The 22,216-nt window shown below is 49.5% G+C and carries 23 protein-coding genes; 12 read left to right on the plus strand and 11 right to left on the minus strand.

Annotation, left to right across the window (positions count from 1 at the left end; genetic code table 11):
• Nucleotides 1-38: 38 nt before the first annotated feature.
• From OGX98_RS02855 to rfaQ, 4 genes are read right to left on the minus strand one after another with little or no spacing between them, the layout of a single operon-like run.
• Nucleotides 39-974, minus strand: coding sequence for a WaaS/CpsH family glycosyltransferase (locus tag OGX98_RS02855; RefSeq protein ID WP_286594796.1), 936 nt, complete (start codon nucleotides 972-974; stop codon nucleotides 39-41).
• Nucleotides 975-1,025: 51 nt separating this feature from the next.
• A complete protein-coding gene (gene rfaP / locus OGX98_RS02860) occupies nucleotides 1,026-1,823 on the minus strand; it encodes a lipopolysaccharide core heptose(I) kinase RfaP (protein ID WP_286594798.1) in 798 nt (265 codons plus the stop codon).
• Nucleotides 1,816-2,940 (minus strand): glycosyltransferase family 4 protein, encoded by a 1,125-nt coding sequence (locus OGX98_RS02865; RefSeq protein WP_286594799.1) that lies wholly within the window; start codon nucleotides 2,938-2,940, stop codon nucleotides 1,816-1,818. The genes rfaP and OGX98_RS02865 overlap by 8 nt, the downstream gene beginning before the upstream one ends.
• On the minus strand, nucleotides 2,937-4,010 hold the full coding sequence (gene rfaQ / locus OGX98_RS02870; protein ID WP_286594800.1) for a lipopolysaccharide core heptosyltransferase RfaQ: 1,074 nt from the start codon (nucleotides 4,008-4,010) through the stop codon (nucleotides 2,937-2,939). Before rfaQ ends, OGX98_RS02865 begins: the two co-directional genes overlap by 4 nt.
• A gap of 398 nt (nucleotides 4,011-4,408) precedes the next feature.
• Between rfaQ and waaA the strand changes: the two genes are divergently transcribed.
• Both waaA and coaD read left to right on the plus strand, forming a co-directional pair.
• Nucleotides 4,409-5,686 (plus strand): lipid IV(A) 3-deoxy-D-manno-octulosonic acid transferase, encoded by a 1,278-nt coding sequence (gene waaA / locus OGX98_RS02875; RefSeq protein WP_048223116.1) that lies wholly within the window; start codon nucleotides 4,409-4,411, stop codon nucleotides 5,684-5,686.
• 8 nt (nucleotides 5,687-5,694) lie between these two features.
• The gene (gene coaD / locus OGX98_RS02880) at nucleotides 5,695-6,174 is read left to right on the plus strand and encodes a pantetheine-phosphate adenylyltransferase (RefSeq protein ID WP_045448820.1); all 480 of its coding nucleotides are present in this window, start codon (nucleotides 5,695-5,697) and stop codon (nucleotides 6,172-6,174) included.
• Nucleotides 6,175-6,202: 28 nt separating this feature from the next.
• On the opposite strand, the gene mutM is transcribed toward coaD, so the two are convergent.
• From mutM to radC, 4 genes are all read right to left on the minus strand, one after another.
• Complete coding sequence (mutM, locus tag OGX98_RS02885) at nucleotides 6,203-7,012, minus strand: bifunctional DNA-formamidopyrimidine glycosylase/DNA-(apurinic or apyrimidinic site) lyase (RefSeq protein ID WP_284097081.1); 810 nt, start codon at nucleotides 7,010-7,012, stop codon at nucleotides 6,203-6,205.
• A 98-nt stretch (nucleotides 7,013-7,110) separates the two neighbouring features.
• Nucleotides 7,111-7,278, minus strand: coding sequence for a 50S ribosomal protein L33 (gene rpmG, locus OGX98_RS02890; protein ID WP_003024094.1), 168 nt, complete (start codon nucleotides 7,276-7,278; stop codon nucleotides 7,111-7,113).
• A 20-nt stretch (nucleotides 7,279-7,298) separates the two neighbouring features.
• Entirely contained in the window at nucleotides 7,299-7,535 is a 237-nt protein-coding gene (rpmB, locus tag OGX98_RS02895; RefSeq protein ID WP_003024071.1) for a 50S ribosomal protein L28, read from the minus strand.
• 275 nt (nucleotides 7,536-7,810) lie between these two features.
• Nucleotides 7,811-8,476, minus strand: a complete 666-nt coding sequence (radC, locus tag OGX98_RS02900; protein ID WP_045448824.1) for a RadC family protein — start codon at nucleotides 8,474-8,476, stop codon at nucleotides 7,811-7,813.
• 169 nt (nucleotides 8,477-8,645) lie between these two features.
• Between radC and coaBC the strand changes: the two genes are divergently transcribed.
• The 3 genes from coaBC to slmA all read left to right on the plus strand — a co-directional run bounded on the left by coaBC (nucleotide 8,646) and on the right by slmA (nucleotide 11,015).
• Entirely contained in the window at nucleotides 8,646-9,866 is a 1,221-nt protein-coding gene (gene coaBC / locus OGX98_RS02905; RefSeq protein WP_136345383.1) for a bifunctional phosphopantothenoylcysteine decarboxylase/phosphopantothenate--cysteine ligase CoaBC, read from the plus strand.
• Nucleotides 9,844-10,302, plus strand: coding sequence for a dUTP diphosphatase (gene dut / locus OGX98_RS02910; protein ID WP_045448827.1), 459 nt, complete (start codon nucleotides 9,844-9,846; stop codon nucleotides 10,300-10,302). Before coaBC ends, dut begins: the two co-directional genes overlap by 23 nt.
• A gap of 116 nt (nucleotides 10,303-10,418) precedes the next feature.
• The gene (gene slmA / locus OGX98_RS02915; protein ID WP_045448829.1) at nucleotides 10,419-11,015 is read left to right on the plus strand and encodes a nucleoid occlusion factor SlmA; all 597 of its coding nucleotides are present in this window, start codon (nucleotides 10,419-10,421) and stop codon (nucleotides 11,013-11,015) included.
• A gap of 76 nt (nucleotides 11,016-11,091) precedes the next feature.
• Here slmA and pyrE read toward each other — a convergent pair whose 3' ends face one another.
• Nucleotides 11,092-11,733 carry an orotate phosphoribosyltransferase gene (gene pyrE / locus OGX98_RS02920; RefSeq protein WP_045448830.1) on the minus strand — a complete coding sequence of 214 codons (642 nt, stop codon included), beginning with the start codon at nucleotides 11,731-11,733 and terminating at the stop codon, nucleotides 11,092-11,094.
• Nucleotides 11,734-11,810: 77 nt separating this feature from the next.
• Nucleotides 11,811-12,527: a ribonuclease PH gene (gene rph, locus OGX98_RS02925; protein ID WP_003024054.1), complete on the minus strand. Its 717-nt coding sequence runs from the start codon at nucleotides 12,525-12,527 to the stop codon at nucleotides 11,811-11,813.
• Between the two features lie 125 nt (nucleotides 12,528-12,652).
• On the opposite strand from rph, the gene OGX98_RS02930 reads away from it, so the two are divergent.
• Together OGX98_RS02930 and OGX98_RS02935 are read left to right on the plus strand one after the other, a co-directional pair.
• On the plus strand, nucleotides 12,653-13,516 hold the full coding sequence (locus tag OGX98_RS02930; protein WP_045448832.1) for a YicC/YloC family endoribonuclease: 864 nt from the start codon (nucleotides 12,653-12,655) through the stop codon (nucleotides 13,514-13,516).
• 255 nt (nucleotides 13,517-13,771) lie between these two features.
• Nucleotides 13,772-14,389 (plus strand): trimeric intracellular cation channel family protein, encoded by a 618-nt coding sequence (locus tag OGX98_RS02935; protein WP_003024049.1) that lies wholly within the window; start codon nucleotides 13,772-13,774, stop codon nucleotides 14,387-14,389.
• Here the strand turns inward: OGX98_RS02935 and ligB are convergent.
• Nucleotides 14,386-16,065 (minus strand): NAD-dependent DNA ligase LigB, encoded by a 1,680-nt coding sequence (gene ligB, locus OGX98_RS02940; protein ID WP_286594801.1) that lies wholly within the window; start codon nucleotides 16,063-16,065, stop codon nucleotides 14,386-14,388. The two genes, OGX98_RS02935 and ligB, sit on opposite strands and share 4 nt — an antisense overlap.
• 261 nt (nucleotides 16,066-16,326) lie before the next feature.
• Between ligB and gmk the strand changes: the two genes are divergently transcribed.
• From gmk to recG, 5 genes are read left to right on the plus strand one after another with little or no spacing between them, the layout of a single operon-like run.
• Nucleotides 16,327-16,950, plus strand: coding sequence for a guanylate kinase (gene gmk, locus OGX98_RS02945; protein WP_048223121.1), 624 nt, complete (start codon nucleotides 16,327-16,329; stop codon nucleotides 16,948-16,950).
• A gap of 54 nt (nucleotides 16,951-17,004) precedes the next feature.
• The gene (gene rpoZ / locus OGX98_RS02950) at nucleotides 17,005-17,280 is read left to right on the plus strand and encodes a DNA-directed RNA polymerase subunit omega (RefSeq protein WP_000135058.1); all 276 of its coding nucleotides are present in this window, start codon (nucleotides 17,005-17,007) and stop codon (nucleotides 17,278-17,280) included.
• 18 nt (nucleotides 17,281-17,298) lie between these two features.
• Nucleotides 17,299-19,410: a bifunctional GTP diphosphokinase/guanosine-3',5'-bis pyrophosphate 3'-pyrophosphohydrolase gene (gene spoT / locus OGX98_RS02955; RefSeq protein ID WP_048223122.1), complete on the plus strand. Its 2,112-nt coding sequence runs from the start codon at nucleotides 17,299-17,301 to the stop codon at nucleotides 19,408-19,410.
• Between the two features lie 4 nt (nucleotides 19,411-19,414).
• On the plus strand, nucleotides 19,415-20,104 hold the full coding sequence (trmH, locus tag OGX98_RS02960) for a tRNA (guanosine(18)-2'-O)-methyltransferase TrmH (protein ID WP_045448840.1): 690 nt from the start codon (nucleotides 19,415-19,417) through the stop codon (nucleotides 20,102-20,104).
• A gap of 5 nt (nucleotides 20,105-20,109) precedes the next feature.
• Nucleotides 20,110-22,191, plus strand: a complete 2,082-nt coding sequence (gene recG / locus OGX98_RS02965) for an ATP-dependent DNA helicase RecG (RefSeq protein ID WP_286594802.1) — start codon at nucleotides 20,110-20,112, stop codon at nucleotides 22,189-22,191.
• The last annotated feature ends 25 nt before the right edge of the window (nucleotides 22,192-22,216 follow it).

The following is a 22,216-nucleotide window of genomic DNA, read 5'->3' on the forward strand; positions in this document are numbered from 1 at the left end:
TGATATAGTAGCCTTATTAATTATGAGAATATCCAATATCATATGTTTTTTATATCCCTGACTATTTTCTCTATCATATAATCAGGACTAAAAGTACGTAGTATCGTTTCATCTACCGGCGCAACAGGTGAATTAATGAAATTATCTAACTTATCCCAACCATCATAATCAAGAATAAAAAATCTCTGCGGAGAATATATGGATGATTTTAATACATTAACATTGTTGGTGATGATTTTTTTGTTAAAATATAACGACTCTAATACACGAAGGGTCCAGCCAGACTGACTTTCCTGAGTAATATCAATAATGACATCAGATAATAATGAACGTTTTATATTTTCTTTATAGGGTAGTGGTTTATCAATAAAATATTTTGAACTTAATGTTGTCTTTTTGTCTTTGACAATATTAAAGTCGACAATAAAACCACGTTCTATCAGATTATCTGCAAGCTTGGAAATAGTATCAAACCGACCTTTTTCTCTACCTAGGAAAAAGAAAACTGGTTTATTTTTTTTCGCTGCAACTGATTTAAACTTTCCTAGTTCCTCGAACCCAATAGGAAAAAACTGTTCCAAATGTTTTATTTTTTCATTATTTATTTTTTTACATTCAAAATCATATATTAAATCAAAAGAACTGCAATTTTTATTTATGTACTCTTCATCCACCGAATTTCTGAGAAGCAAGACTCTATGGCAATTTGCAGCATCAATTACATACTGATTAATTCCCTTATTTAATAAACTATCATTAAATATTACCACATCTTGAGGCTGTAAGTCTCTGAGATATTTCTTGATAAAAAGTTTACCTAACCAACAACTTTTCAATCCTAATTTTTTTAGCTGTTTATCAAACCATACATACTTTTCTGGTACATAAACAGAAAAAATAGAATAATACTCTTTCAGATAATTAATCATTCTGACTTCATAATCAGCTTTCCAATTTATAAAATATATATTCATTTAAATATATCGACACCAATTATAATTAAAACCACAAAGCCATTTGTTATATTATAATCCTTTACGCTGTGTTCTTTCACTTATTTTAGAAGCTTTAGTTTCAGTTTTTTTCATTAACCCTATTTCGCACAAAAAAATATCCCGCAGTGTTTTTCCAAAATAACCCCGCATAAACCGCCAGATATCGCGTTGGGTCAGACCAATATTCATTGATGAGAAATAGAGACCAATCAGATCCTTATCACGCCAGCGGCGAGGAACCTTAGTGCGGATCTGCGCACGATGCAAATCAATGACAGAAATCTTTAAATCATCCTCATGACCGGTGAAGGGTAAATGCAACAGGAAATGGCAAATGTAACAATCGCGATGGTTAATCCCACCAGCATGCATCTTACGTACCATAGTGGCGACACGTTTTATAATCATCCTCTTCACTTTGATATCAGGAGGATTTATCGCCCAATCGGCACAATAATCTTCCAAACTAATCGTTGGCGTCAGATCCTCTGTAATAATGAACGACGTTCTGGTCAGAGGATTCAGCCCTTTTTCGCCAAAACCCACGCCATGCATCGTATCTACCCCTAAATTGCTAAGCCGGTGGATAGCATTCCACTCTCGATCCGCACCTAAAACAGGCATACGAAACGAAAGCAGATTTTTCACGATCTCTTTGAGGGAAGTGCCTCGATGCCATTTGAGAAAATAACTTTTACCTGCTAATTCAAACCGCAAAGTCCGGCGGGTTTCAAGTTCTCTGAACACTTCACCCTGCAATGTTTTGACTTCCTCAAAAGTATCTTTACCGCGCCAAAGCGTGATCAACGGCTCTTTCAGTTCAACCATTCAAACCACCTGTAATGAGGTCTGCCGCTTTTTCCGGCAAACTGTACAAATCTTGTGTATCCGCATAATGTCGTGCGTTTTCCGCCCACGCAGTACGTAGTGAAGACTGTGTCAGCGCTTCACGCAAAACCTCATTCAACATGCCTTGCCGAAAGGGTTCTTCAATCACCACACCGCAATTTGCATCCTCAATATAGTGTGCGTATCCGCATACCGACGATGCCAAAATGGGCAGCCCAGCAGTAATTGCCTCCAGTAGCACAATACCCGCAGCCTCCTGGTACGCAGGATGCAAGAGTAAATCGGCAGCGGCCATTAATTCCGCAACATCATTACGTCCAGAGAAAAAATGAACATTAGCCCGAACTCCATGCTTTTCCGCCAATGCTTCAAATTTTCGCGGTTTATCCTGCCCGACAATAAACAACAACGTATTATGGCGTAGGGCTTCTGGCAGGGATGCCAGCGCTTCAATGGAACGATCAACCCCTTTGCGGGTAAAATCTGACCCCACCTGCAGTAATAAATGTTGCTGCTCAGTTATGTCGTTTTTCTGGCGATAAATTTCACGGCTATTCGGGATCTGTTGATTATATTTTCTGTCCGGATAAATCCCGGGAGGGAGAATATGAAAGCGCTCTGCTTCAGTCTGATAATGCTTCTGGAAATCAGCAATCTGCTTATCGGTTAGCATTAATAGTTGCGTCGCTTTACCCTGCTCAAATGTCGCGCGTTCAAAAGCTGCATAGTGACGGTAACGTGACGTTAAACGGTAGAAGAAACCTTTTTCTTGTGCCACTTTCTCGGCATAGCAAACGTCAGCAGCATAGTAAACGTCCAGCCCCGGCATTTTATTGAAACCCACAACTCGATCGACAGGATGTTCACGTAAATGCGCTTGCACCCATGAATAATATTCAGCGTTACGGCCATGGTTCGTCCTTGATTTAACCGGGACCCTAATCAGCTCAAAAACGTCAGGGCATTCACCTTCCCAAAACTGTGTATAGATCCGAACATGGTGCCCGCGAGCTGCAACAGTTTGGGCAATTCGCATAAAATCCCTCTGCAAACCACCAAAAGGGAAATATTTATATAAACAGAAAGCGACGATCATAATGGTACATCTCGGATGTCGGTTTGCACATTTTTTTGCGGCAACATTTTTTCCATAGCAGCAATCACATCCTCGGCAGGAATAACGGAAAGATATTTTTTATTCCGGTCGAGCTCGCTTCTCTTCGGCATAGACTGATAATTTCCTGCCCAGAACTGAATAATATCGTCAGTCCAGGGACGCCAGAAAACATGATCGGTAGCACCAAACAGGCATATCACTGGTGTTTTTACCGCTGCAGCAATATGGCCCGGTGCAGAATCGACGCCAATGAAGAGATCCGCATGGTCAATAAGTGCCGCCAATTCAGGGAAGCTGGTTTTACCAGCAAGCGCTGTGACAGGTCGGGTTTCACATGCCCGTGCAATTTCTTCCACACAAGCCAAGTCATCAGCCGAAGGGCCTGATGTCAATACAACCTCGTACCCACGGTAATGTAGGGCATCAATAACACGAGAGAATTTGTCGTTGTCCCAGCATTTAAATAGCTGCCGTGCAGTTGGTTGAATAACGACATAGCGCCCCTTTATACTCAAAGCACCCAAAGCGTTACGAATTTTTTGCCAGTGCTCAGGAGCATAACTCATTGTGGTATCTTGATAAAAATTCGTTATACCTAAAGGTTCCAACACGGATAAATTACGTTCAACAATATGAGCACCGTGAACAGGAGCTAATAGTGTGAAGCTATTTTTCCAAAAACCATGTTGTCGATGACCATAAAGCTGTGAAATTTTCACACGAGCCGGAAGGCAACGTACAATCACTGACACCATCCACTGATCGGTGAGATTGACGACAAGGTCATACTGGTTAGCACGCAATGTTTTGATCAGTGAAAGGGCATTTTTAATCTTATCTGTTATTTTTGCCCCCTTATTACTGATCCCATAAAGCGCATTAATTTCAGGGTTTTCAGACAAAATAGGGATCGTATCCTGGTAAAGCAACATGTCTATTTTTGCGTCAGGATAATTCTGCTTTAGCGTACTAATAACAGGAGTTGTTAATAACATATCTCCATGAAAACGCATTTTTATGACCAGGATTTTTCGAAATGGCTTATCCACAAGCGACTCTTTTGTTGTGATTGTCTGGTTAAGTTAAGCAGAAAAAAGCACGCTACCGCCCCAGGCTCAACAGTTACCTGATTACTGATACCGCACTTACTTTTACGCGCTAGTGTATCACTTCTTTCGCTGCAATCCGACATGAATAGAAATCAAGCAAAACCATTATTTTTTTATTTAAAATCAAACAGATGAATGAACAATCAAGAACATTTTCATTTACGAATTACCCACTTTATCAATGAATATCAACAAATCGCATAAAGATGCAAAAAATGGCGAATTGTCCACTGGGATAGCTGCACTTAAGGCTATTTCAGCTAAAATCGGGAAAAGTAATGGTAAAGCCATAGTTAAATACATAGAATCCCCAGCACATTCATAAGTCAGCTACTATTATGCTCGAATTGCTTTACACCGCCCTTTTCTACCTTATTCAGCCCCTGATCTGGATACGGCTTTGGGTGCGCGGACGTAAGGCTCCGGCCTATCGTAAACGCTGGGGTGAACGCTATGGATTTTATCGCCGCCCACTGAAACCTGGCGGCATCATGCTTCATTCCGTTTCTGTAGGCGAAACGCTGGCGGCGATCCCTTTAGTTCGCGCTCTGCGACATCGTTATCCCGATCTACCGATCACGGTAACGACCATGACGCCAACAGGTTCCGAGCGCGTACAGTCTGCTTTCGGTACTGACGTTCAACACGTCTATCTCCCTTACGATTTACCAGACGCACTGAACCGCTTCCTGAACAAAGTTGACCCCAAGCTGGTGTTAATAATGGAGACTGAGCTATGGCCAAATCTGATTGCTGCACTGCATAAGCGTCATATTCCTCTGGTCATTGCCAACGCACGTCTTTCTGCCCGCTCAGCTGCCGGCTATGCGAAACTGGGTAAATTTGTTAGCAGGCTACTACGTCGCATTACGCTGATTGCTGCACAAAATGAAGAAGATGGCGCACGCTTTATTACCCTTGGCGCAAGAAACAATCAGGTAACGGTTACTGGCAGTCTTAAGTTTGATATTTCCGTCACTCCGCAACTGGCTGCCAAAGCGATTACATTGCGCCGCCAGTGGGCACCACATCGCCCGGTATGGATTGCAACCAGCACGCACGATGGTGAAGAAAGCATCATCATTGCTGCTCATCAGGCGCTATTAAATCAGTTTCCGAACCTTTTACTGATTCTGGTTCCCAGACATCCAGAACGATTCCCGGATGCTATTAACCTCGTACGCCAGGCTGGGCTAAGCTATACCACACGGTCCTCGGGTGAAGTCCCGTCTTCAGCTACCCAAGTCGTTATCGGCGATACTATGGGCGAGCTGATGCTTCTGTACGGCATTGCCGACCTTGCTTTTGTCGGTGGCTCACTGGTGGAACGTGGAGGTCACAACCCATTAGAGGCCGCAGCGCATGCCATTCCGGTACTGATGGGGCCACATACCTTTAATTTTAAAGATATTTGCGCGCGACTGGAGCAGGCAAGCGGATTGATCACCGTTACCGACGCCACCACGCTGGTTAAAGAGATCTCTTCTTTACTGACAGATGCAGATTATCGTAGTTTTTATGGTCGTCATGCGGTTGAAGTTCTGTATCAAAACCAGGGTGCGCTACAACGTCTGCTGCAGCTGCTGGAACCTTACCTGCCACCCAAAACGCATTGAGGGTTGTCATGCAAAAACGGGCGATTTATCCAGGAACCTTTGATCCAATTACTAATGGCCACATTGATATCGTGACGCGCGCAACGCACATGTTTGATCACGTTATCCTGGCGATTGCCGCAAGCCCCAGTAAAAAGCCGATGTTTACGCTTGAAGAGCGCGTTGAACTGGCACAGCAGGCAACGGCACATCTTGGCAATGTGGAAGTTCTGGGATTTAGCGATCTGATGGCAAACTTCGCCCGCGATAATCAGGCTAACATTCTGATACGCGGTCTGCGTGCGGTCGCGGATTTTGAATATGAAATGCAGTTGGCGCACATGAACCGCCATCTGATGCCCCAGCTGGAGAGCGTCTTTTTGATGCCTTCCAAAGAGTGGTCATTTATCTCATCATCGCTGGTTAAAGAGGTCGCCCGCCATCAGGGTGACGTGACCCACTTTTTACCAGAGAACGTTCATCAGGCGTTAATGGACAAGCTAAAGTAAAACGCGTTATTCAGCTTGCTGATTAACTTTATTTCTGACAGCGGCGACAATAGAACGTCGTCCGCTGGGCATGTTTAGTGGCGACAACGGGTGCACCACATGCGCGGCAGGGCTCACCTTCGCGCCCATAGACTTGCAATTCTTGTGCAAAATAGCCCGGCTTACCGTCGCTTTGCAGGAAATCCTTCAGCGTCGTCCCGCCCTGCTCGATAGAGCGCAGTAAAACCGCTTTGATAACGCGCACCAGCAATTCACACTCGGCTTTTGACAGTGACGATGCCAGACGGTCAGGATGGATGCCAGCCGCAAAGAGCGACTCACTGGCATAGATATTACCCACGCCCACCACCAACTTGTTATCCATCAGCCAGGGTTTAATCGCCGTTTTCTTCTTCGCACATCTGTGCTGGAGATAATCGGCGTTGAAATCATCGCTCAGAGGCTCGGGACCAAGATGTGCGAGAACATTGTGTCCTTCCAGCTCTTTTGTCCACAGCCAGGCACCAAAACGACGAGGATCGGTGTAACGCAGGACTTTGCCATTACTCATCACTAAATCGACATGGTCATGTTTTTCTGCCGGAAGCTCTTCAGGGAGGATACGCAGGCTGCCTGACATGCCCAGATGAATGATAATCCAGCCATCCGGTAGCTCCAGCAACAGATATTTCGCACGGCGCTGTACGCTAATGACGGGTTTATCACTAAGACGATAAATTTCCTCTGATACCGGCCAGCGCAAACGACCATTCCGAACATTGGCATGCAGAATCGTTGCCCCTACCAGATGAGGTTCAATACCACGGCGACTGGTTTCGACTTCAGGTAATTCAGGCATAGCATCTCCGGCTGTATATCAGGTTTTATTAATATGGGGACGGCCAGAAAACAAAAAACCCCGCCGAGGCGAGGTTTTTCGTGACATCGAAACTAAAATTATTTGATTTTAGCTTCTTTGTACAGAACGTGCTGACGGACAACTGGATCGAATTTTTTCAGTTCCAGTTTTTCCGGCTTAGTACGTTTGTTCTTCGTAGTGGTATAGAAGTGACCAGTACCAGCAGAAGAAACCAGCTTGATTTTCTCACGAATACCTTTAGCCATGATTTATTTCCTCTTAGTACTTAGTACTTTTCGCCACGGGCACGCAGTTCAGACAGAACTGTTTCGATGCCTTTCTTATCAATTACACGCATACCTTTAGCAGATACACGCAGGGTGACAAAACGCTTCTCGCTCTCAACCCAAAAACGGTGAGAGTGCAGGTTAGGCAGGAAACGGCGTTTAGTCGCGTTCAGTGCGTGGGAACGGTTGTTACCGGTCACCGGACGCTTGCCAGTAACTTGGCAGACTCGGGACATGTCTATTCTCCAAAAATCAAATTAGCTCGAGCTTCGTATGGGGTATTGGCGCCTCGTCAGGCTTCTCAGCCCGGTTATCGCAGTTCAATACACTTAATCGTTCATACTGCATCATCATTGGACGCCGAATGAATGATCTCATGTATTCGCGAACTCTCGATTGCCAGGCCCAAATGCCAAACCCGAGATTCTCAAAGGTGGCGTAGTATACGCTGAGTCAGCGATGTGCTCAAGTCCCGAACAGACAAAGATCCCGATGGATCGCGTAAAGTGCGCTAAATCCAACCACGTTCCGCAAAAGAAACGTACTCTCCACGCCCAATTACAAGATGATCAATCACCCGGATATCCATGAACTGACAGCATTTCACCACACGCTCGGTGATGAGTTTATCTGCTTTGCTCGGCTCTGCACACCCCGAAGGGTGATTATGTGCAAGGATCACCGCTGACGCATTCATTTTTATCGCCTCACGGACAATTTCTCGCGGATGCACCTCTACGTGGCTAAGCGTACCGGAAAAAAGTTTGCTGTGTTTAATTACGCGATGCTGAGCATCCATAAAGATCACCAGAAAGATCTCCCGCTCCTCTTCCGCAAGCTGACTTTGCAGAAATTCTCTCGTCATTTCCGGGCTAAGTAGCGCCCTTTCCTCAATCACCCGCACGTTGTAGTAGCGTCTCGCCAGTTCGGCAATCCCCTTGAGTTGTGCATACTTCGCCACGCCAATACCCTGGACGTGGCTAAACTCCATGTAATCTGCAGACAAAAGGCCATAAAGCGAATCAAAATGCTGAAGCATTTCTTTCGCCAGCGTGAGTACATCAGTACCGCGTAATCCGGTGCGTAAAAAGAGCGCCAGTAGCTCAACATCCGTAAGAGAACGGACTCCCAGCTTCATCATCTTTTCCCGGGGCATCAAACATCCTGTATTTTTCATGCCTCCCTCCTTTGGCGTCAGCATGGTGGCATAACGCCAACAACGAATCGACGCTCAGTTCTCACTTCTTCGTAGCGCCTCGCAAAGTGGATCGCGGTCAAAAGCACGACAAATGGTGGATTGTGATAAAATATCCGCCTTCTGGTGTAACCCAACAGGAAAGATCATGATGAGCCTGGCCGGTAAAAAAATCGTACTTGGCGTCAGTGGCGGCATTGCTGCATACAAAACCCCTGAGCTGGTGCGTCGTTTACGGGAGCGTGGCGCAGACGTCCGCGTGGCAATGACCGAGGCGGCAAAAGCGTTTATTACTCCCCTGAGCTTACAGGCGGTTTCGGGCTATCCCGTTTCCGATAGCCTGCTTGACCCCGCAGCAGAAGCCGCGATGGGCCATATTGAACTGGGAAAATGGGCAGATTTAGTTATTCTTGCCCCCGCTACGGCAGATCTGATTGCACGCGTCGCCGCAGGCATGGCTAACGATCTGGTTTCAACGATCTGCCTGGCAACACCAGCGCCTGTTGCCGTTCTGCCCGCCATGAACCAACAGATGTACCGTGCCGCTGCTACGCAACACAATCTGGGGATTCTCGCCTCACGTGGATTACTCATCTGGGGGCCAGACAGCGGCAGCCAGGCATGTGGCGATGTCGGCCCTGGGCGCATGCTGGATCCGTTAACGATTGTCGATATGGCTGCTGAACATTTCTCATCTGTCAACGATCTGCAACATCTCAACATCATGATTACGGCTGGCCCGACACGTGAACCACTTGATCCTGTACGTTATATTTCCAACCACAGTTCAGGGAAAATGGGATTTGCCATCGCAGCAGCAGCGGCAAAGCGTGGTGCAAACGTCACGCTGGTATCGGGTCCCGTTACGCTATCAACCCCCCCCTTTGTACAGCGCATAGATGTGATGACAGCGCTGGAAATGGAGGCCGCCGTACAATCTACGGCACAACAGCAGCATATTTTTATCGGCTGCGCCGCAGTTGCTGATTACCGGGCAGAAACCGTCGCCAGTGAAAAAATTAAAAAGCAGGCCACGCAGGGTGATGAATTAACAGTAAAAATGGTCAAAAACCCGGATATTATCGCTGGCGTTGCCGCACTGGATGCTAATCGTCCTTTTGTCGTTGGATTTGCCGCAGAAACGAATAATGTGGAAGAATACGCCCGGCAAAAACGTATTCGTAAAAACCTTGATATGATCTGTGCAAACGATGTTTCACTGTCTACTCAAGGGTTTAACAGCGACAGCAATGCATTACACCTTTTCTGGCAGGATGGAGATAAAGTCTTACCGCTTGAGCGCAAAGAACTCCTGGGCCAATTATTACTCGACGAGATCGTGACCCGTTATGATGAAAAAAATCGACGTTAAGATTCTGGACCCGCGCGTAGGGCAACAATTCCCACTCCCGACGTACGCAACTTCTGGTTCTGCTGGACTTGACCTGCGCGCCTGTCTGGATGACGCCGTAGAGCTGGCACCTGGTGCAACGACACTGGTACCGACCGGATTAGCCATTCATATCGCCGATCCCTCGCTGGCGGCAGTGATGTTACCGCGCTCCGGACTGGGTCATAAGCACGGCATTGTGCTGGGCAATCTGGTCGGTCTGATTGACTCCGACTACCAAGGACAACTGATGGTGTCCATCTGGAACCGTGGCCAGGATAGCTTCACTATTGAGCCTGGTGAACGCATTGCACAAATGATCTTTGTACCAGTCGTGCAGGCTGAATTTAATCTGGTGGAAGAGTTTGAAGCCACCGATCGTGGCGAAGGTGGCTTCGGCCATTCCGGGCGCAAGTAACCCGTAGAGAAGTATCCCACAGCGCAATAACGCAATAACAAACCGCAAACAGCAGTTTGCGGTCGCTGTGTGGATGCCTGCCTGGCAAGTGCTTATTTTCAGGGGTATTTTGTAACATGGTAGAAAAGCAAACTGCGAAAAGGAATCGTCGCGAAGAAATACTTCAGTCTCTGGCGCTGATGCTTGAATCCAGCGATGGAAGCCAACGCATCACGACTGCAAAACTGGCGGCCTCTGTTGGCGTTTCCGAAGCGGCATTGTATCGCCATTTTCCCAGCAAGACCCGCATGTTCGATAGCCTGATTGAGTTTATCGAAGATAGTCTGATTACCCGTATCAATTTGATTTTAAAAGATGAAAAAGACACAAGCGCACGTCTGCGTCTGATCGTACTGCTGATTTTAGGTTTTGGTGAACGAAATCCCGGCCTGACGCGTATTCTGACCGGACACGCGCTCATGTTTGAGCAAGACCGCCTGCAAGGTCGTATTAACCAGCTTTTTGAGCGCATTGAGGCGCAATTGCGCCAGGTTCTGAGAGAAAAAAGAATGCGTGAGGGCGAAGGTTACGCTGTGGATGAAACGCTGCTGGCCAGCCAGTTACTGGCTTTCTGCGAAGGTATGCTGTCCCGCTTCGTGCGTAGCGAATTTAAATACCGTCCAACGGACGATTTTGACACCCGCTGGCCGCTACTGGTTGCTCAACTGCAATAACGTCTTAGCCAGACTGCGGCGTTGCCTTATCCGGCCTACTGCTTTGTAGGCCAGGTAAGCGCAGCGCCGCCGGCGATTAAACCCCAAACTCTTCGCGATACGCCCGCACAGCGGCCAGGTGTTCCGCCATTTCAGGCTTCTCTTCCAGATACGCAATCAGGTCTTTCAGGGTAATAATTGAAATCACCTTGCAGCCATAGTCACGCTCTACTTCCTGGATTGCAGAAATCTCACCACGACCACGTTCCTGGCGATCAAGAGAAATCAGTACCCCAGCCAGCGTCGCACCATTGGCCTGGATTATCTCCATCGACTCGCGAATCGCTGTACCGGCGGTGATCACATCATCCACCAACATCACTCGGCCCTGTAGTGCACTGCCTACCAGGTTTCCACCTTCGCCGTGGGTTTTCGCCTCTTTACGGTTAAAGCAGTACGGCAAATCTTTATCGTGGTGTTCCGCCAGCGCAACGGCCGTGGTAGTGGCAATAGGAATCCCTTTGTATGCGGGGCCAAACAGCAGATCAAAATCAATACCGGAATCCACAAGCGCTTCAGCATAAAAACGACCTAACAGTGCCAGATCGCGCCCGGTATTAAACAGCCCGGCGTTGAAGAAATAGGGGCTCTTGCGCCCGGATTTCAGCGTAAACTCGCCAAACTTTAGTACCTGCTTGCCAAGCGCAAACTCAATAAACTGGCGCTGATATGGTTTCATGGATTCGCTCCTCTTTTCACTTTCATCATTTACGAAATCTGCAGACAAAAAAAAGGGCGACTACGTCGCCCTTAAAATCAATTTTCTAACGCCGCCTTCTGCGTCGCTACAATGGATTCGATCCCCCCTCTGGCCAACGCCAGTAGGGTGAGTAGTTCTTCATGGCTGAACGGTTCACCTTCTGCAGTACCCTGCACTTCGATAATGCGACCATCTTCAGTCATCACCACGTTCATATCGGTTTCTGCCGCAGAGTCTTCAACATACTCCAGGTCACAGAGCGCTTCGCCATTAACAATACCTACTGAGACCGCAGCGACCATCCCTTTCATTGGGTTGGTTTTCAGTTTACCGCTCGCCACCAGCTTGTTTAGCGCGTCAGCCAGCGCAACACAAGCACCTGTAATCGATGCGGTTCGCGTGCCACCATCTGCCTGAATAACATCGCAATCCAGGGTAATAGTAAATTCGCCGAGAGTCTTCAGGTCAACGGCTGCACGCAGCGCACGTGCAATCAGACGCTGTATTTCCATGGTACGGCCACCTTGTTTACCCTTCGCCGCTTCACGTGCGTTACGGGTATGAGTGGCGCGAGGCAGCATGCCGTATTCGGCGGTGATCCAGCCCTGGCCCTGGCCTTTCAGAAAACGTGGAACGCCTTCATCAATAGAGGCAGTGCACAGCACTTTAGTATCACCAAATTCGACCAGTACGGAGCCTTCAGCGTGTTTTGTATAATTACGGGTCAGGGTGACAGGACGCACCTGATTGGCACTACGACCGGCTGGACGCATGATAAAATCTCCGACTTGAAACGAATGTGGCTGCGCATTATACGGACTTCCGACGGTTATTCCTATCCTGACAAGACGTGGATGGCTATAATCCTCCCATCTCATCTTTAAAAACAGGAACGTCTATGATCCGCAGCATGACCGCCTACGCCCGGCGTGAAATCAAGGGTGAATGGGGTAGCGCCACCTGGGAAATGCGCTCGGTAAACCAGCGTTATCTGGAAACCTATTTTCGCCTGCCGGAGCAGTTCCGTAGCCTTGAACCTGTTGTACGCGAACGTATCCGCTCACGTCTGACGCGCGGTAAAATCGAATGCACACTGCGTTTTGAGCCTGACGCCAGCGCGCAAGGTGAGCTGATTCTGAATGAGAAGCTCGCTAAACAGCTCGTTACCGCCGCAAACTGGGTCAAAATGCAGAGCGATGAAGGTGAAATTAATCCGGTTGATATCCTGCGTTGGCCGGGTGTAATGGCTGCCCAGGAGCAAGATCTGGACGCTATTGCCGCCGAAATCCTTGCCGCACTTGACGGTACGCTGGATGACTTTATTGTCGCGCGTGAAACCGAAGGCCAAGCGCTGAAAACATTGATCGAACAGCGTCTGGAAGGCGTCAGCACCGAAGTGGCGAAGGTCCGCGCACACATGCCGGAAATTCTGCAATGGCAGCGCGATCGTCTGGTTGCCAAGCTGGAAGATGCACAGGTGCAGCTGGAAAATAACCGCCTTGAACAAGAGTTAGTGCTGATGGCACAGCGTATTGATGTGGCAGAAGAATTGGATCGTCTCGAAGCCCACGTTAAAGAAACCTACAACATCCTGAAGAAAAAAGAAGCGGTCGGCCGCCGTCTGGACTTCATGATGCAGGAATTTAACCGTGAGTCGAACACTCTGGCATCTAAATCCATCAATGCTGAAGTCACTAACTCCGCGATTGAACTGAAAGTATTGATCGAGCAAATGCGCGAACAGATTCAGAATATCGAGTAAGTTCCCTTACACGTAGCGTGTCGATAAACGGTGGCGCTACGTGTAATTCTCTTTTGTCAGCTATTCTTTGCTCTAATTGGATTATATTTTCTCATCAATTATTATCCTAATTAACGATCAAAAGTCCGTTATCTCTGGCATTTCCAATAAATTCGCATTAGCTATTTTTATTAAAATCACTTCGCCTTAGAAAATCTCAATCGTGACATTGCGCACAAATCGTTAACCTTAGCCCCAGCAAATCAGGGGGAAGGCATGCTGCTACACGTTTTATATTTAATTGGTATTACTGCTGAAGCTATGACAGGTGCGCTTGCGGCAGGCCGTCGTCGTATGGATACATTTGGCGTAATTATCATTGCCACCGCGACTGCCATTGGCGGCGGGTCCGTACGCGATATTCTTCTCGGTCACTATCCGCTCGGCTGGGTCAAACACCCTGAGTACGTCATTATCGTGGCAACCGCCGCTGTACTGACCACGATTATTGCTCCCGTCATGCCCTACCTGCGCAAAATATTCCTGGTACTGGATGCTCTGGGTCTCGTAGTTTTCTCTATTATTGGCGCTCAGGTAGCGCTCGATATGGGGCACGGACCGATTATTGCCGTTGTCGCCGCCGTCACCACCGGTGTCTTTGGTGGCGTCCTACGAGACATGTTCTGCAAACGCATTCCGTTAGTGTTCCAGAAAGAGCTGTATGCCGGTGTGTCATTTGCCGCCGCCGTGCTTTACATTGTGCTGCAACATTATGTCTCCAGCCACGATGTAGTGGTTATCTCTACCCTGCTATTTGGTTTTACCGCCCGATTATTGGCGCTGCGCCTGAAGTTAGGGCTGCCGGTATTTTATTATCGCCATGAAGGTCATTAAGGCGTAAAGCCCGTAATACGCTGAGCTGCTAACCAGTTGCTCAGCGCTTTTACTTTCTGATTCTCCAGCCACTGAATTAACTGTCGGGTACGGCGCTCCCCCATCGACGGAAGCTGCCGCCAGCTTTTTTCATCGCGTTCCTGTAGTTGCCGCCATGATCGGTCACGACTGGCATCCAGTGTCACCTGTGTTAACGGTATTCCCATAGCAACTATCCAGCGAGTAAAAGGATGCTGACGCGACAGGTTAAACTGATGCCACAACTTCTCGCCTTTACGGACTCCAAGCGTGGACTGTAGCTGTTCCTGGGTTAAGGCGAGCCAGGAAAAGATATGCTCAAAGCGATGTGCATGATGGAGTTCCCGCCACCCTGCCTCACCGATACCGTCAAAATTCAACGCCTCTTTTGCACTCAGCCAGACCAGCCTGGCAACAAATTGTTGCTGGCATTCCCGTGTTGCATAAAAACAGGTTAATGAATTGAAATGACCTTTTGGAGGAGCGGGTTTAGTCCGCTGGGTACTGCACCAGACCACATCGTCTATGCGGGGAATCCCCTGTCCGGCCAGACTGACAAGGAGATGATCGCCAGGTGCGATATCCCATTCATTCCACCGGCGAACAGAGCCAATATTGACGCGCTGCACTCGTTTATCATCCAGCATAACCGGAGCCAACAAGGCGACTACGGCAATTTGCCCACTCTTGCCGACAGAGAATTGAATCCCCGTCACCTCGGACACCCGAGCAACCGGAGGATATTTCCAGGCCACCAGCCAGTCTCCCTGGCCAGGTAACCAGTTTCGTGCTTCTGGCTCCTTTCCCGTTCGTACCACAACACCATCGGTCACAAAAGGCAATCCCGAGGTCCACCAGTGTGTACGGGCACGCTCAACCTCATCGGCATTTTTAACAGGCTGGGTAAATTGCCGGGTCAGACTGAAACCTGCATCAGCAAGCTGTCGCAGTCTGTCCGGCATGTTCACCGGACCATCGGGCCAGGCCCAGATAAAAATGGCTAAAGATCGCAACAACTCTGGATTATCCTTGCGCATCATCATCCCAGCCACCTTAGAGCGGGCATTCATTCCGCCACTCTTTTGTTGGATATGACCGTCCTGCGGCAAAAAAATCTCACCCTGCAACGTACTGTTAGCCAGCTGGCCTTTGGTCATTTTTGGCACGGAAGGGATCTGGCGAACTTTGTTCGTCCAGTCTTCTCCTTTCAGCCCATTACCGCGACTAATTGCCCTGACCAGATTACCATCCCGATAGACCAGCGTAACCGCCACTCCGTCCACCTTCGGCTGTACCCAGAGATCGCCACGAGTACGCATCCATTGTTGTACAGATCGCTTATCTGCAAGCTTACGTACCCCCGTGTGGGGGACTGGGTGCGATATCGTTCCACTAATGGGTGGAACTGACTGGTCTGCATGTGAATCATCGCTAAAACAGCGGTGCCATTGGGCCAATTGCGCATCAAGCTGGTCATAGACACTATCATCTACAGCACTGATGCCTTGTTTCCAGTAGCTGTCATTCCATTGAGCCATTTGCTGCTGTAGCCGTGATATTTCCGCGTTTGCCCGGGCAGGCGACCAGACAGGACATACTGTCCATGCCGGAAAATGCCATACCAGTAAAACCAGCGCTACGCATTTCCATAACCTCATCACCACCTCCGCTAAACATTACGTTGCCCGGCAGGTATAGCGCGAAGCGTCAGCGAAACAGAGTGGCAAAAGATCATCCTGCGAACCGCTTTCCAGACATTTTTGTTTATTGCAGCAAATCCCCGGTAAAACAGGAAAAAGGTATACAAAACGCAATAATCATGCGCAAAAAGTGTGACAAGGGCTACGTCGTATAGCGGCTACGTGTATAATAAGCCCGTATGTAGGCTCTCTTTCGACAATCACATACATAAGATACTCATGGCTCAAGGCACGCTTTATATTGTTTCTGCCCCCAGTGGCGCGGGTAAATCCAGCCTGATTCAGGCTTTATTAAAGACCCAACCGTTGTATGACACCCAGGTTTCTGTTTCGCACACTACCCGTGCACCGCGTCCCGGGGAGGTGCATGGTGAACACTATTACTTCGTAAACCATGATGAATTCAGAAGCATGATTGGCAGAGATGCGTTCCTGGAACACGCTGAGGTATTTGGCAATTATTATGGCACCTCGCGTGAGGCAATTGAGCAAGTGCTGGCATCGGGTGTAGATGTCTTTTTAGATATCGACTGGCAAGGTGCGCAGCAAATTCGTGAAAAAATGCCGCATGCGCGCAGTATTTTTATTTTGCCGCCCTCTAAGATCGAGCTGGACCGCCGCCTGCGCGGTCGTGGTCAGGATAGCGAAGAAGTCATCGCAAAACGTATGGCGCAAGCTGTTGCAGAAATGAGCCATTACGCCGAATATGATTATCTTATTGTGAATGATGATTTCGATACTGCCCTAGGCGATTTGAAAACTATCATTCGCGCCGAACGTCTGCGCATGAGCCGCCAAAAGCAGCGTCATGACGCTTTAATCAGCAAACTGTTGGCAGACTGAACTCACATTCAGTATCATGCCCAGTCATTTCTTCACCTGTGGAGCATTTTAAGTATGGCACGCGTAACTGTTCAGGACGCTGTAGAGAAAATTGGTAACCGTTTTGACCTGGTACTGGTCGCCGCGCGTCGCGCTCGTCAGATGCAGGTAGGCGGAAAGGATCCGCTCGTACCGGAAGAAAACGATAAAACTACTGTAATCGCGCTGCGCGAAATCGAAGAAGGTCTGATCAACAACCAGATCCTTGACGTGCGTGAGCGCCAGGAACAGCAAGAGCAGGAAGCCGCTGAATTACAAGCCGTTACCGCTATTGCTGAAGGTCGTCGTTAATCACAAAGCGGGTCGCCCTTGTATCTGTTTGAAAGCCTGAATCAACTGATTCAAAACTACCTGCCGGAAGACCAGATTAAGCGTCTTCGGCAGGCGTATCTCGTTGCACGTGACGCTCACGAGGGCCAGACACGTTCAAGCGGTGAACCCTATATCACGCACCCGGTTGCGGTGGCCTGCATTCTGGCCGAGATGAAACTCGACTATGAAACGCTAATGGCCGCGCTGCTACATGACGTGATTGAAGATACTCCTGCCACCTACCAGGACATGGAACAGCTTTTTGGTAAAAGCGTTGCTGAGCTGGTAGAAGGGGTATCAAAGCTTGATAAGCTTAAGTTTCGCGATAAGAAAGAGGCGCAGGCCGAAAACTTTCGCAAGATGATTATGGCGATGGTGCAGGATATCCGCGTCATTCTCATCAAACTTGCCGACCGTACCCACAATATGCGCACGCTGGGCTCATTACGCCCGGATAAGCGTCGCCGCATCGCCCGTGAAACCCTCGAAATCTACAGTCCGCTGGCACACCGTTTAGGTATTCATCACATTAAAACCGAGCTGGAAGAGCTGGGTTTTGAGGCGCTATACCCGAACCGCTACCGCGTGATTAAAGAAGTGGTTAAAGCCGCTCGCGGCAACCGCAAAGAGATGATTCAAAAAATCCTCTCTGAAATCGAAGGACGTTTACAGGAGGCAGGCATTCCGTGCCGCGTAAGTGGTCGCGAGAAACACCTGTACTCTATCTACTGCAAGATGGTACTCAAAGAGCAGCGTTTTCACTCAATCATGGATATCTACGCATTCCGCGTTATCGTCCATGACTCTGATACCTGCTATCGCGTACTCGGGCAGATGCACAGCCTGTATAAACCTCGTCCTGGCCGAGTAAAAGATTATATTGCGATTCCGAAAGCGAACGGATATCAGTCTTTACACACCTCAATGATCGGCCCGCACGGTGTTCCAGTCGAAGTACAAATTCGTACTGAAGACATGGACCAAATGGCGGAGATGGGGGTTGCTGCACACTGGGCGTACAAAGAGCACGGTGAAACCAGCACAACGGCACAAATCCGCGCCCAGCGCTGGATGCAGAGCTTGTTGGAACTGCAGCAGAGCGCCGGTAGCTCATTTGAATTTATTGAAAGCGTCAAATCTGATCTCTTCCCGGATGAGATTTATGTTTTCACGCCGGAAGGGCGCATTGTTGAACTGCCTGCCGGTGCAACGCCTGTCGACTTCGCTTACGCGGTACACACCGATATCGGCCATGCCTGCGTCGGCGCGCGCGTCGACAGGCAGCCATACCCGCTTTCACAGCCACTCTTTAGCGGTCAGACCGTTGAAATCATCACTGCACCGGGCGCACGTCCCAATGCGGCATGGCTCAACTTTGTTGTCAGTTCGAAAGCACGCGCCAAAATTCGCCAGTTGCTGAAAAACCTCAAACGCGATGATTCCGTCAGTCTTGGGCGTCGTCTGCTCAACCATGCCTTAGGCGGTAGCCGTAAGCTGGCTGAGATCCCGCAAGAAAGTATCCAGCGTGAGCTTGAGCGTATGAAGCTCGCCACGCTTGACGATCTGTTAGCGGAAATCGGACTGGGGAACGCCATGAGCGTTGTGGTGGCAAAAAACCTTCAGCAAGGTGAAGTACCGGCGAACGCTCCCGCACAATCCGGTCATGGGCATCTGCCAATTAAAGGCGCAGATGGCGTGCTGATTACCTTCGCGAAATGCTGTCGCCCGATTCCTGGCGATCCGATCATTGCCCACGTCAGCCCGGGTAAAGGTCTGGTTATCCACCATGAATCCTGCCGTAACATCCGTGGCTACCAGAAAGAGCCAGAGAAGTTTATGGCGGTGGAATGGGATAAAGAGACAGAGCAGGAATTCATCACCGAAATTAAGGTGGACATGTTTAACCACCAGGGTGCACTGGCTAACCTGACGGCGGCAATCAACACAACCACCTCTAATATTCAGAGTCTGAATACCGAAGAGAAAGATGGTCGCGTCTACAGCGCCTTTATTCGCCTGACCGCACGCGATCGTGTGCACCTGGCAAATATCATGCGCAAAATCCGTGTTATGCCGGACGTGATAAAAGTCACCCGTAACCGAAACTAGTTTTATGAATAAACAACGTTATGCTCGAATCTGCGAGATGCTCGCCAGGCGTCAGCCTGATCTGACCGTCTGCATGGAGCAGGTCCATAAACCTCATAACGTTTCTGCGATCATTCGAACCGCAGATGCAGTCGGCGTACATGAAGTTCACGCTGTCTGGCCAGGGAGCCGTATGCGCACCATGGCCTCTTCTGCTGCAGGCAGCAACAGTTGGGTACAGGTTAAGACCCACCGCACGATTGGCGATGCGGTAACGCATTTAAAAAGCCAGGGCATGCAGGTTCTGGCGACGCACCTCTCTGATAAAGCCGTCGATTTCCGCGAGATTGATTACACGCGTCCTACCTGCATCCTGATGGGTCAGGAGAAAACCGGTATTACTCAGGAAGCGCTGGCTCTGGCGGATCAGGACATCATCATTCCTATGACCGGCATGGTACAGTCGCTGAATGTCTCAGTCGCCTCCGCGCTTATTCTGTACGAAGCACAGCGCCAGCGACAAAACGCCGGGATGTACCTGCGAGAGAACAGCATGCTGCCGGAAGATGAACAGCAGCGGTTGCTGTTTGAAGGCGGCTATCCGGTGCTGGCAAACGTTGCTAAGCGCAAAGGTCTTCCCTATCCCCACGTCAATTCGCAGGGCGAAATTGAAGCCGATGCAACGTGGTGGGCCACTATGCAATCTGCGAGATAAACGCGATGAAAGGCCGTTTACTGGATGCTATTCCACTCAACTCTCTGACGGGCGTTGGCGCAGCGCAAAGCAGTAAACTGGCGAAAATCGGCCTGCACACCGTGCAGGATCTTCTCTTACACCTTCCCCTGCGCTACGAAGACCGCACGCATCTGTATCCAATTGGCGAACTGCTGCCTGGCGTATATGCGACCGTAGAAGGCGAAGTGCTGAACTGCAACATCACCTTTGGCGGCCGCCGAATGATGACCTGCCAGATAAGCGATGGCTCCGGCATTCTGACAATGCGCTTTTTCAACTTCAGCGCAGCAATGAAAAACAGCCTTGCGACAGGAAGACGGGTGCTGGCCTATGGCGAAGCCAGGCGCGGGAAATACGGCGCAGAGATGATCCACCCGGAATATCGCGTGCAGGGAGATCTCAGCACACCGGAACTCCAGGAAACACTCACGCCTGTTTATCCGACCACTGAAGGTGTAAAACAGGCAACGCTGCGCAAACTGACCGATCAGGCTCTGGATTTGCTTGATACCTGTGCCATTGCCGAACTGCTGCCGCCAGATTTATTACAGGGTTTGATGAGCCTGCCAGAAGCTTTACGCACGCTGCACCGCCCGCCGCCATCACTACAGCTCAGCGACCTTGAAACGGGGCAACACCCGGCGCAGCGACGTCTGATCCTTGAAGAGCTACTAGCGCATAACCTCAGCATGCTGGCATTACGCGCAGGCGCTCAGCGCTTTCATGCTCAGCCTCTCAGTGCCAATGATACCCTGAAAAACCAGCTACTGGCCGCGCTGCCATTTAAACCTACCGGCGCACAGGCTCGCGTAGTGGCTGAGATCGAACGCGACATGGCGCTGGATGTCCCGATGATGCGTCTGGTTCAGGGCGATGTCGGTTCCGGTAAAACTCTTGTCGCCGCACTCACGGCGCTAAGGGCTATCGCACATGGCAAGCAGGTAGCGCTCATGGCACCAACCGAACTTCTGGCCGAACAGCACGCGAATAACTTCCGTAACTGGTTTGCGCCATTGGGTGTTGAGGTGGGCTGGCTGGCGGGTAAGCAGAAAGGTAAAGCGCGTCTTGCGCAACAGGAAGCTATCGCCAGCGGACAGGTGCAGATGATTGTCGGCACTCATGCGATTTTCCAGGAGCAGGTGCAGTTCAACAGTCTGGCGCTGGTTATCATCGACGAACAACACCGCTTTGGGGTTCACCAGCGTCTGGCGCTGTGGGAAAAAGGTCAACAGCAGGGTTTTCACCCGCACCAGTTGATCATGACCGCTACCCCGATCCCCCGTACGCTGGCAATGACCGCCTATGCCGATCTCGATACCTCGGTGATTGACGAACTGCCTCCGGGCCGTACACCAGTCACTACTGTCGCCATCCCGGATACCCGTCGCAGCGACATTATTGACCGCGTGCGTAACGCCTGCACTCACGAAGGGCGTCAGGCATACTGGGTCTGCACGCTCATTGAAGAGTCTGATTTACTGGAAGCACAGGCTGCGGAAGCCACGTGGGAAGAACTTAAACTCGCCCTGCCAGAACTCAATATTGGCCTGGTACATGGGCGAATGAAACCTGCAGAGAAACAATCGGTGATGGCCGCCTTCAAACAGGGTGAACTGCATCTGCTGGTCGCCACCACGGTGATTGAAGTTGGCGTGGACGTGCCAAACGCCAGCCTGATGATTATCGAAAACCCGGAGCGCTTAGGCCTGGCCCAGTTGCACCAGCTTCGTGGCCGCGTAGGCCGTGGCGCGGTGGCCTCTCACTGTGTGCTGCTCTACAAATCGCCGCTTTCAAAAACTGCTCAGAAGCGTCTGCAAGTGTTGCGGGACAGCAACGACGGATTCGTTATTGCGCAAAAAGATTTGGAGATCCGCGGCCCGGGCGAATTGTTAGGAACGCGTCAGACCGGAACTGCAGAATTCAAAGTGGCGGATTTGCTGCGCGATCAGGCGATTATTCCGGAAGTTCAGCGCATTGCCCGTCACATTCATGAACGTTATCCACAACAGGCGATGGCGCTGATAGAGCGCTGGATGCCGGAAACAGAGCGCTACTCCAACGCATAACAGATCAAGATCAATAGCGGCGGCG

The sequence above is a fragment of the Citrobacter sp. Cm046 genome (genome assembly GCF_030333065.1).
Classification (GTDB): domain Bacteria; phylum Pseudomonadota; class Gammaproteobacteria; order Enterobacterales; family Enterobacteriaceae; genus Citrobacter; species Citrobacter murliniae.

Bases quoted from the DNA above. Each gene is read 5' to 3' on its own strand.
- OGX98_RS02855 (WP_286594796.1), bottom strand. From the start codon at position 974: ATGAATATATATTTTATAAATTGGAAAGCTGATTATGAAGTCAGAATG.
- rfaP (WP_286594798.1), bottom strand. From the start codon at position 1,823: ATGGTTGAACTGAAAGAGCCGTTGATCACGCTTTGGCGCGGTAAAGAT.
- OGX98_RS02865 (WP_286594799.1), bottom strand. From the start codon at position 2,940: ATGATCGTCGCTTTCTGTTTATATAAATATTTCCCTTTTGGTGGTTTG.
- waaA (WP_048223116.1), top strand. From the start codon at position 4,409: ATGCTCGAATTGCTTTACACCGCCCTTTTCTACCTTATTCAGCCCCTG.
- coaD (WP_045448820.1), top strand. From the start codon at position 5,695: ATGCAAAAACGGGCGATTTATCCAGGAACCTTTGATCCAATTACTAAT.
- mutM (WP_284097081.1), bottom strand. From the start codon at position 7,012: ATGCCTGAATTACCTGAAGTCGAAACCAGTCGCCGTGGTATTGAACCT.
- rpmG (WP_003024094.1), bottom strand. From the start codon at position 7,278: ATGGCTAAAGGTATTCGTGAGAAAATCAAGCTGGTTTCTTCTGCTGGT.
- rpmB (WP_003024071.1), bottom strand. From the start codon at position 7,535: ATGTCCCGAGTCTGCCAAGTTACTGGCAAGCGTCCGGTGACCGGTAAC.
- radC (WP_045448824.1), bottom strand. From the start codon at position 8,476: ATGAAAAATACAGGATGTTTGATGCCCCGGGAAAAGATGATGAAGCTG.
- coaBC (WP_136345383.1), top strand. From the start codon at position 8,646: ATGAGCCTGGCCGGTAAAAAAATCGTACTTGGCGTCAGTGGCGGCATT.
- dut (WP_045448827.1), top strand. From the start codon at position 9,844: ATGATGAAAAAAATCGACGTTAAGATTCTGGACCCGCGCGTAGGGCAA.
- slmA (WP_045448829.1), top strand. From the start codon at position 10,419: ATGGTAGAAAAGCAAACTGCGAAAAGGAATCGTCGCGAAGAAATACTT.
- pyrE (WP_045448830.1), bottom strand. From the start codon at position 11,733: ATGAAACCATATCAGCGCCAGTTTATTGAGTTTGCGCTTGGCAAGCAG.
- rph (WP_003024054.1), bottom strand. From the start codon at position 12,527: ATGCGTCCAGCCGGTCGTAGTGCCAATCAGGTGCGTCCTGTCACCCTG.
- OGX98_RS02930 (WP_045448832.1), top strand. From the start codon at position 12,653: ATGATCCGCAGCATGACCGCCTACGCCCGGCGTGAAATCAAGGGTGAA.
- OGX98_RS02935 (WP_003024049.1), top strand. From the start codon at position 13,772: ATGCTGCTACACGTTTTATATTTAATTGGTATTACTGCTGAAGCTATG.
- ligB (WP_286594801.1), bottom strand. From the start codon at position 16,065: ATGAGGTTATGGAAATGCGTAGCGCTGGTTTTACTGGTATGGCATTTT.
- gmk (WP_048223121.1), top strand. From the start codon at position 16,327: ATGGCTCAAGGCACGCTTTATATTGTTTCTGCCCCCAGTGGCGCGGGT.
- rpoZ (WP_000135058.1), top strand. From the start codon at position 17,005: ATGGCACGCGTAACTGTTCAGGACGCTGTAGAGAAAATTGGTAACCGT.
- trmH (WP_045448840.1), top strand. From the start codon at position 19,415: ATGAATAAACAACGTTATGCTCGAATCTGCGAGATGCTCGCCAGGCGT.
- recG (WP_286594802.1), top strand. From the start codon at position 20,110: ATGAAAGGCCGTTTACTGGATGCTATTCCACTCAACTCTCTGACGGGC.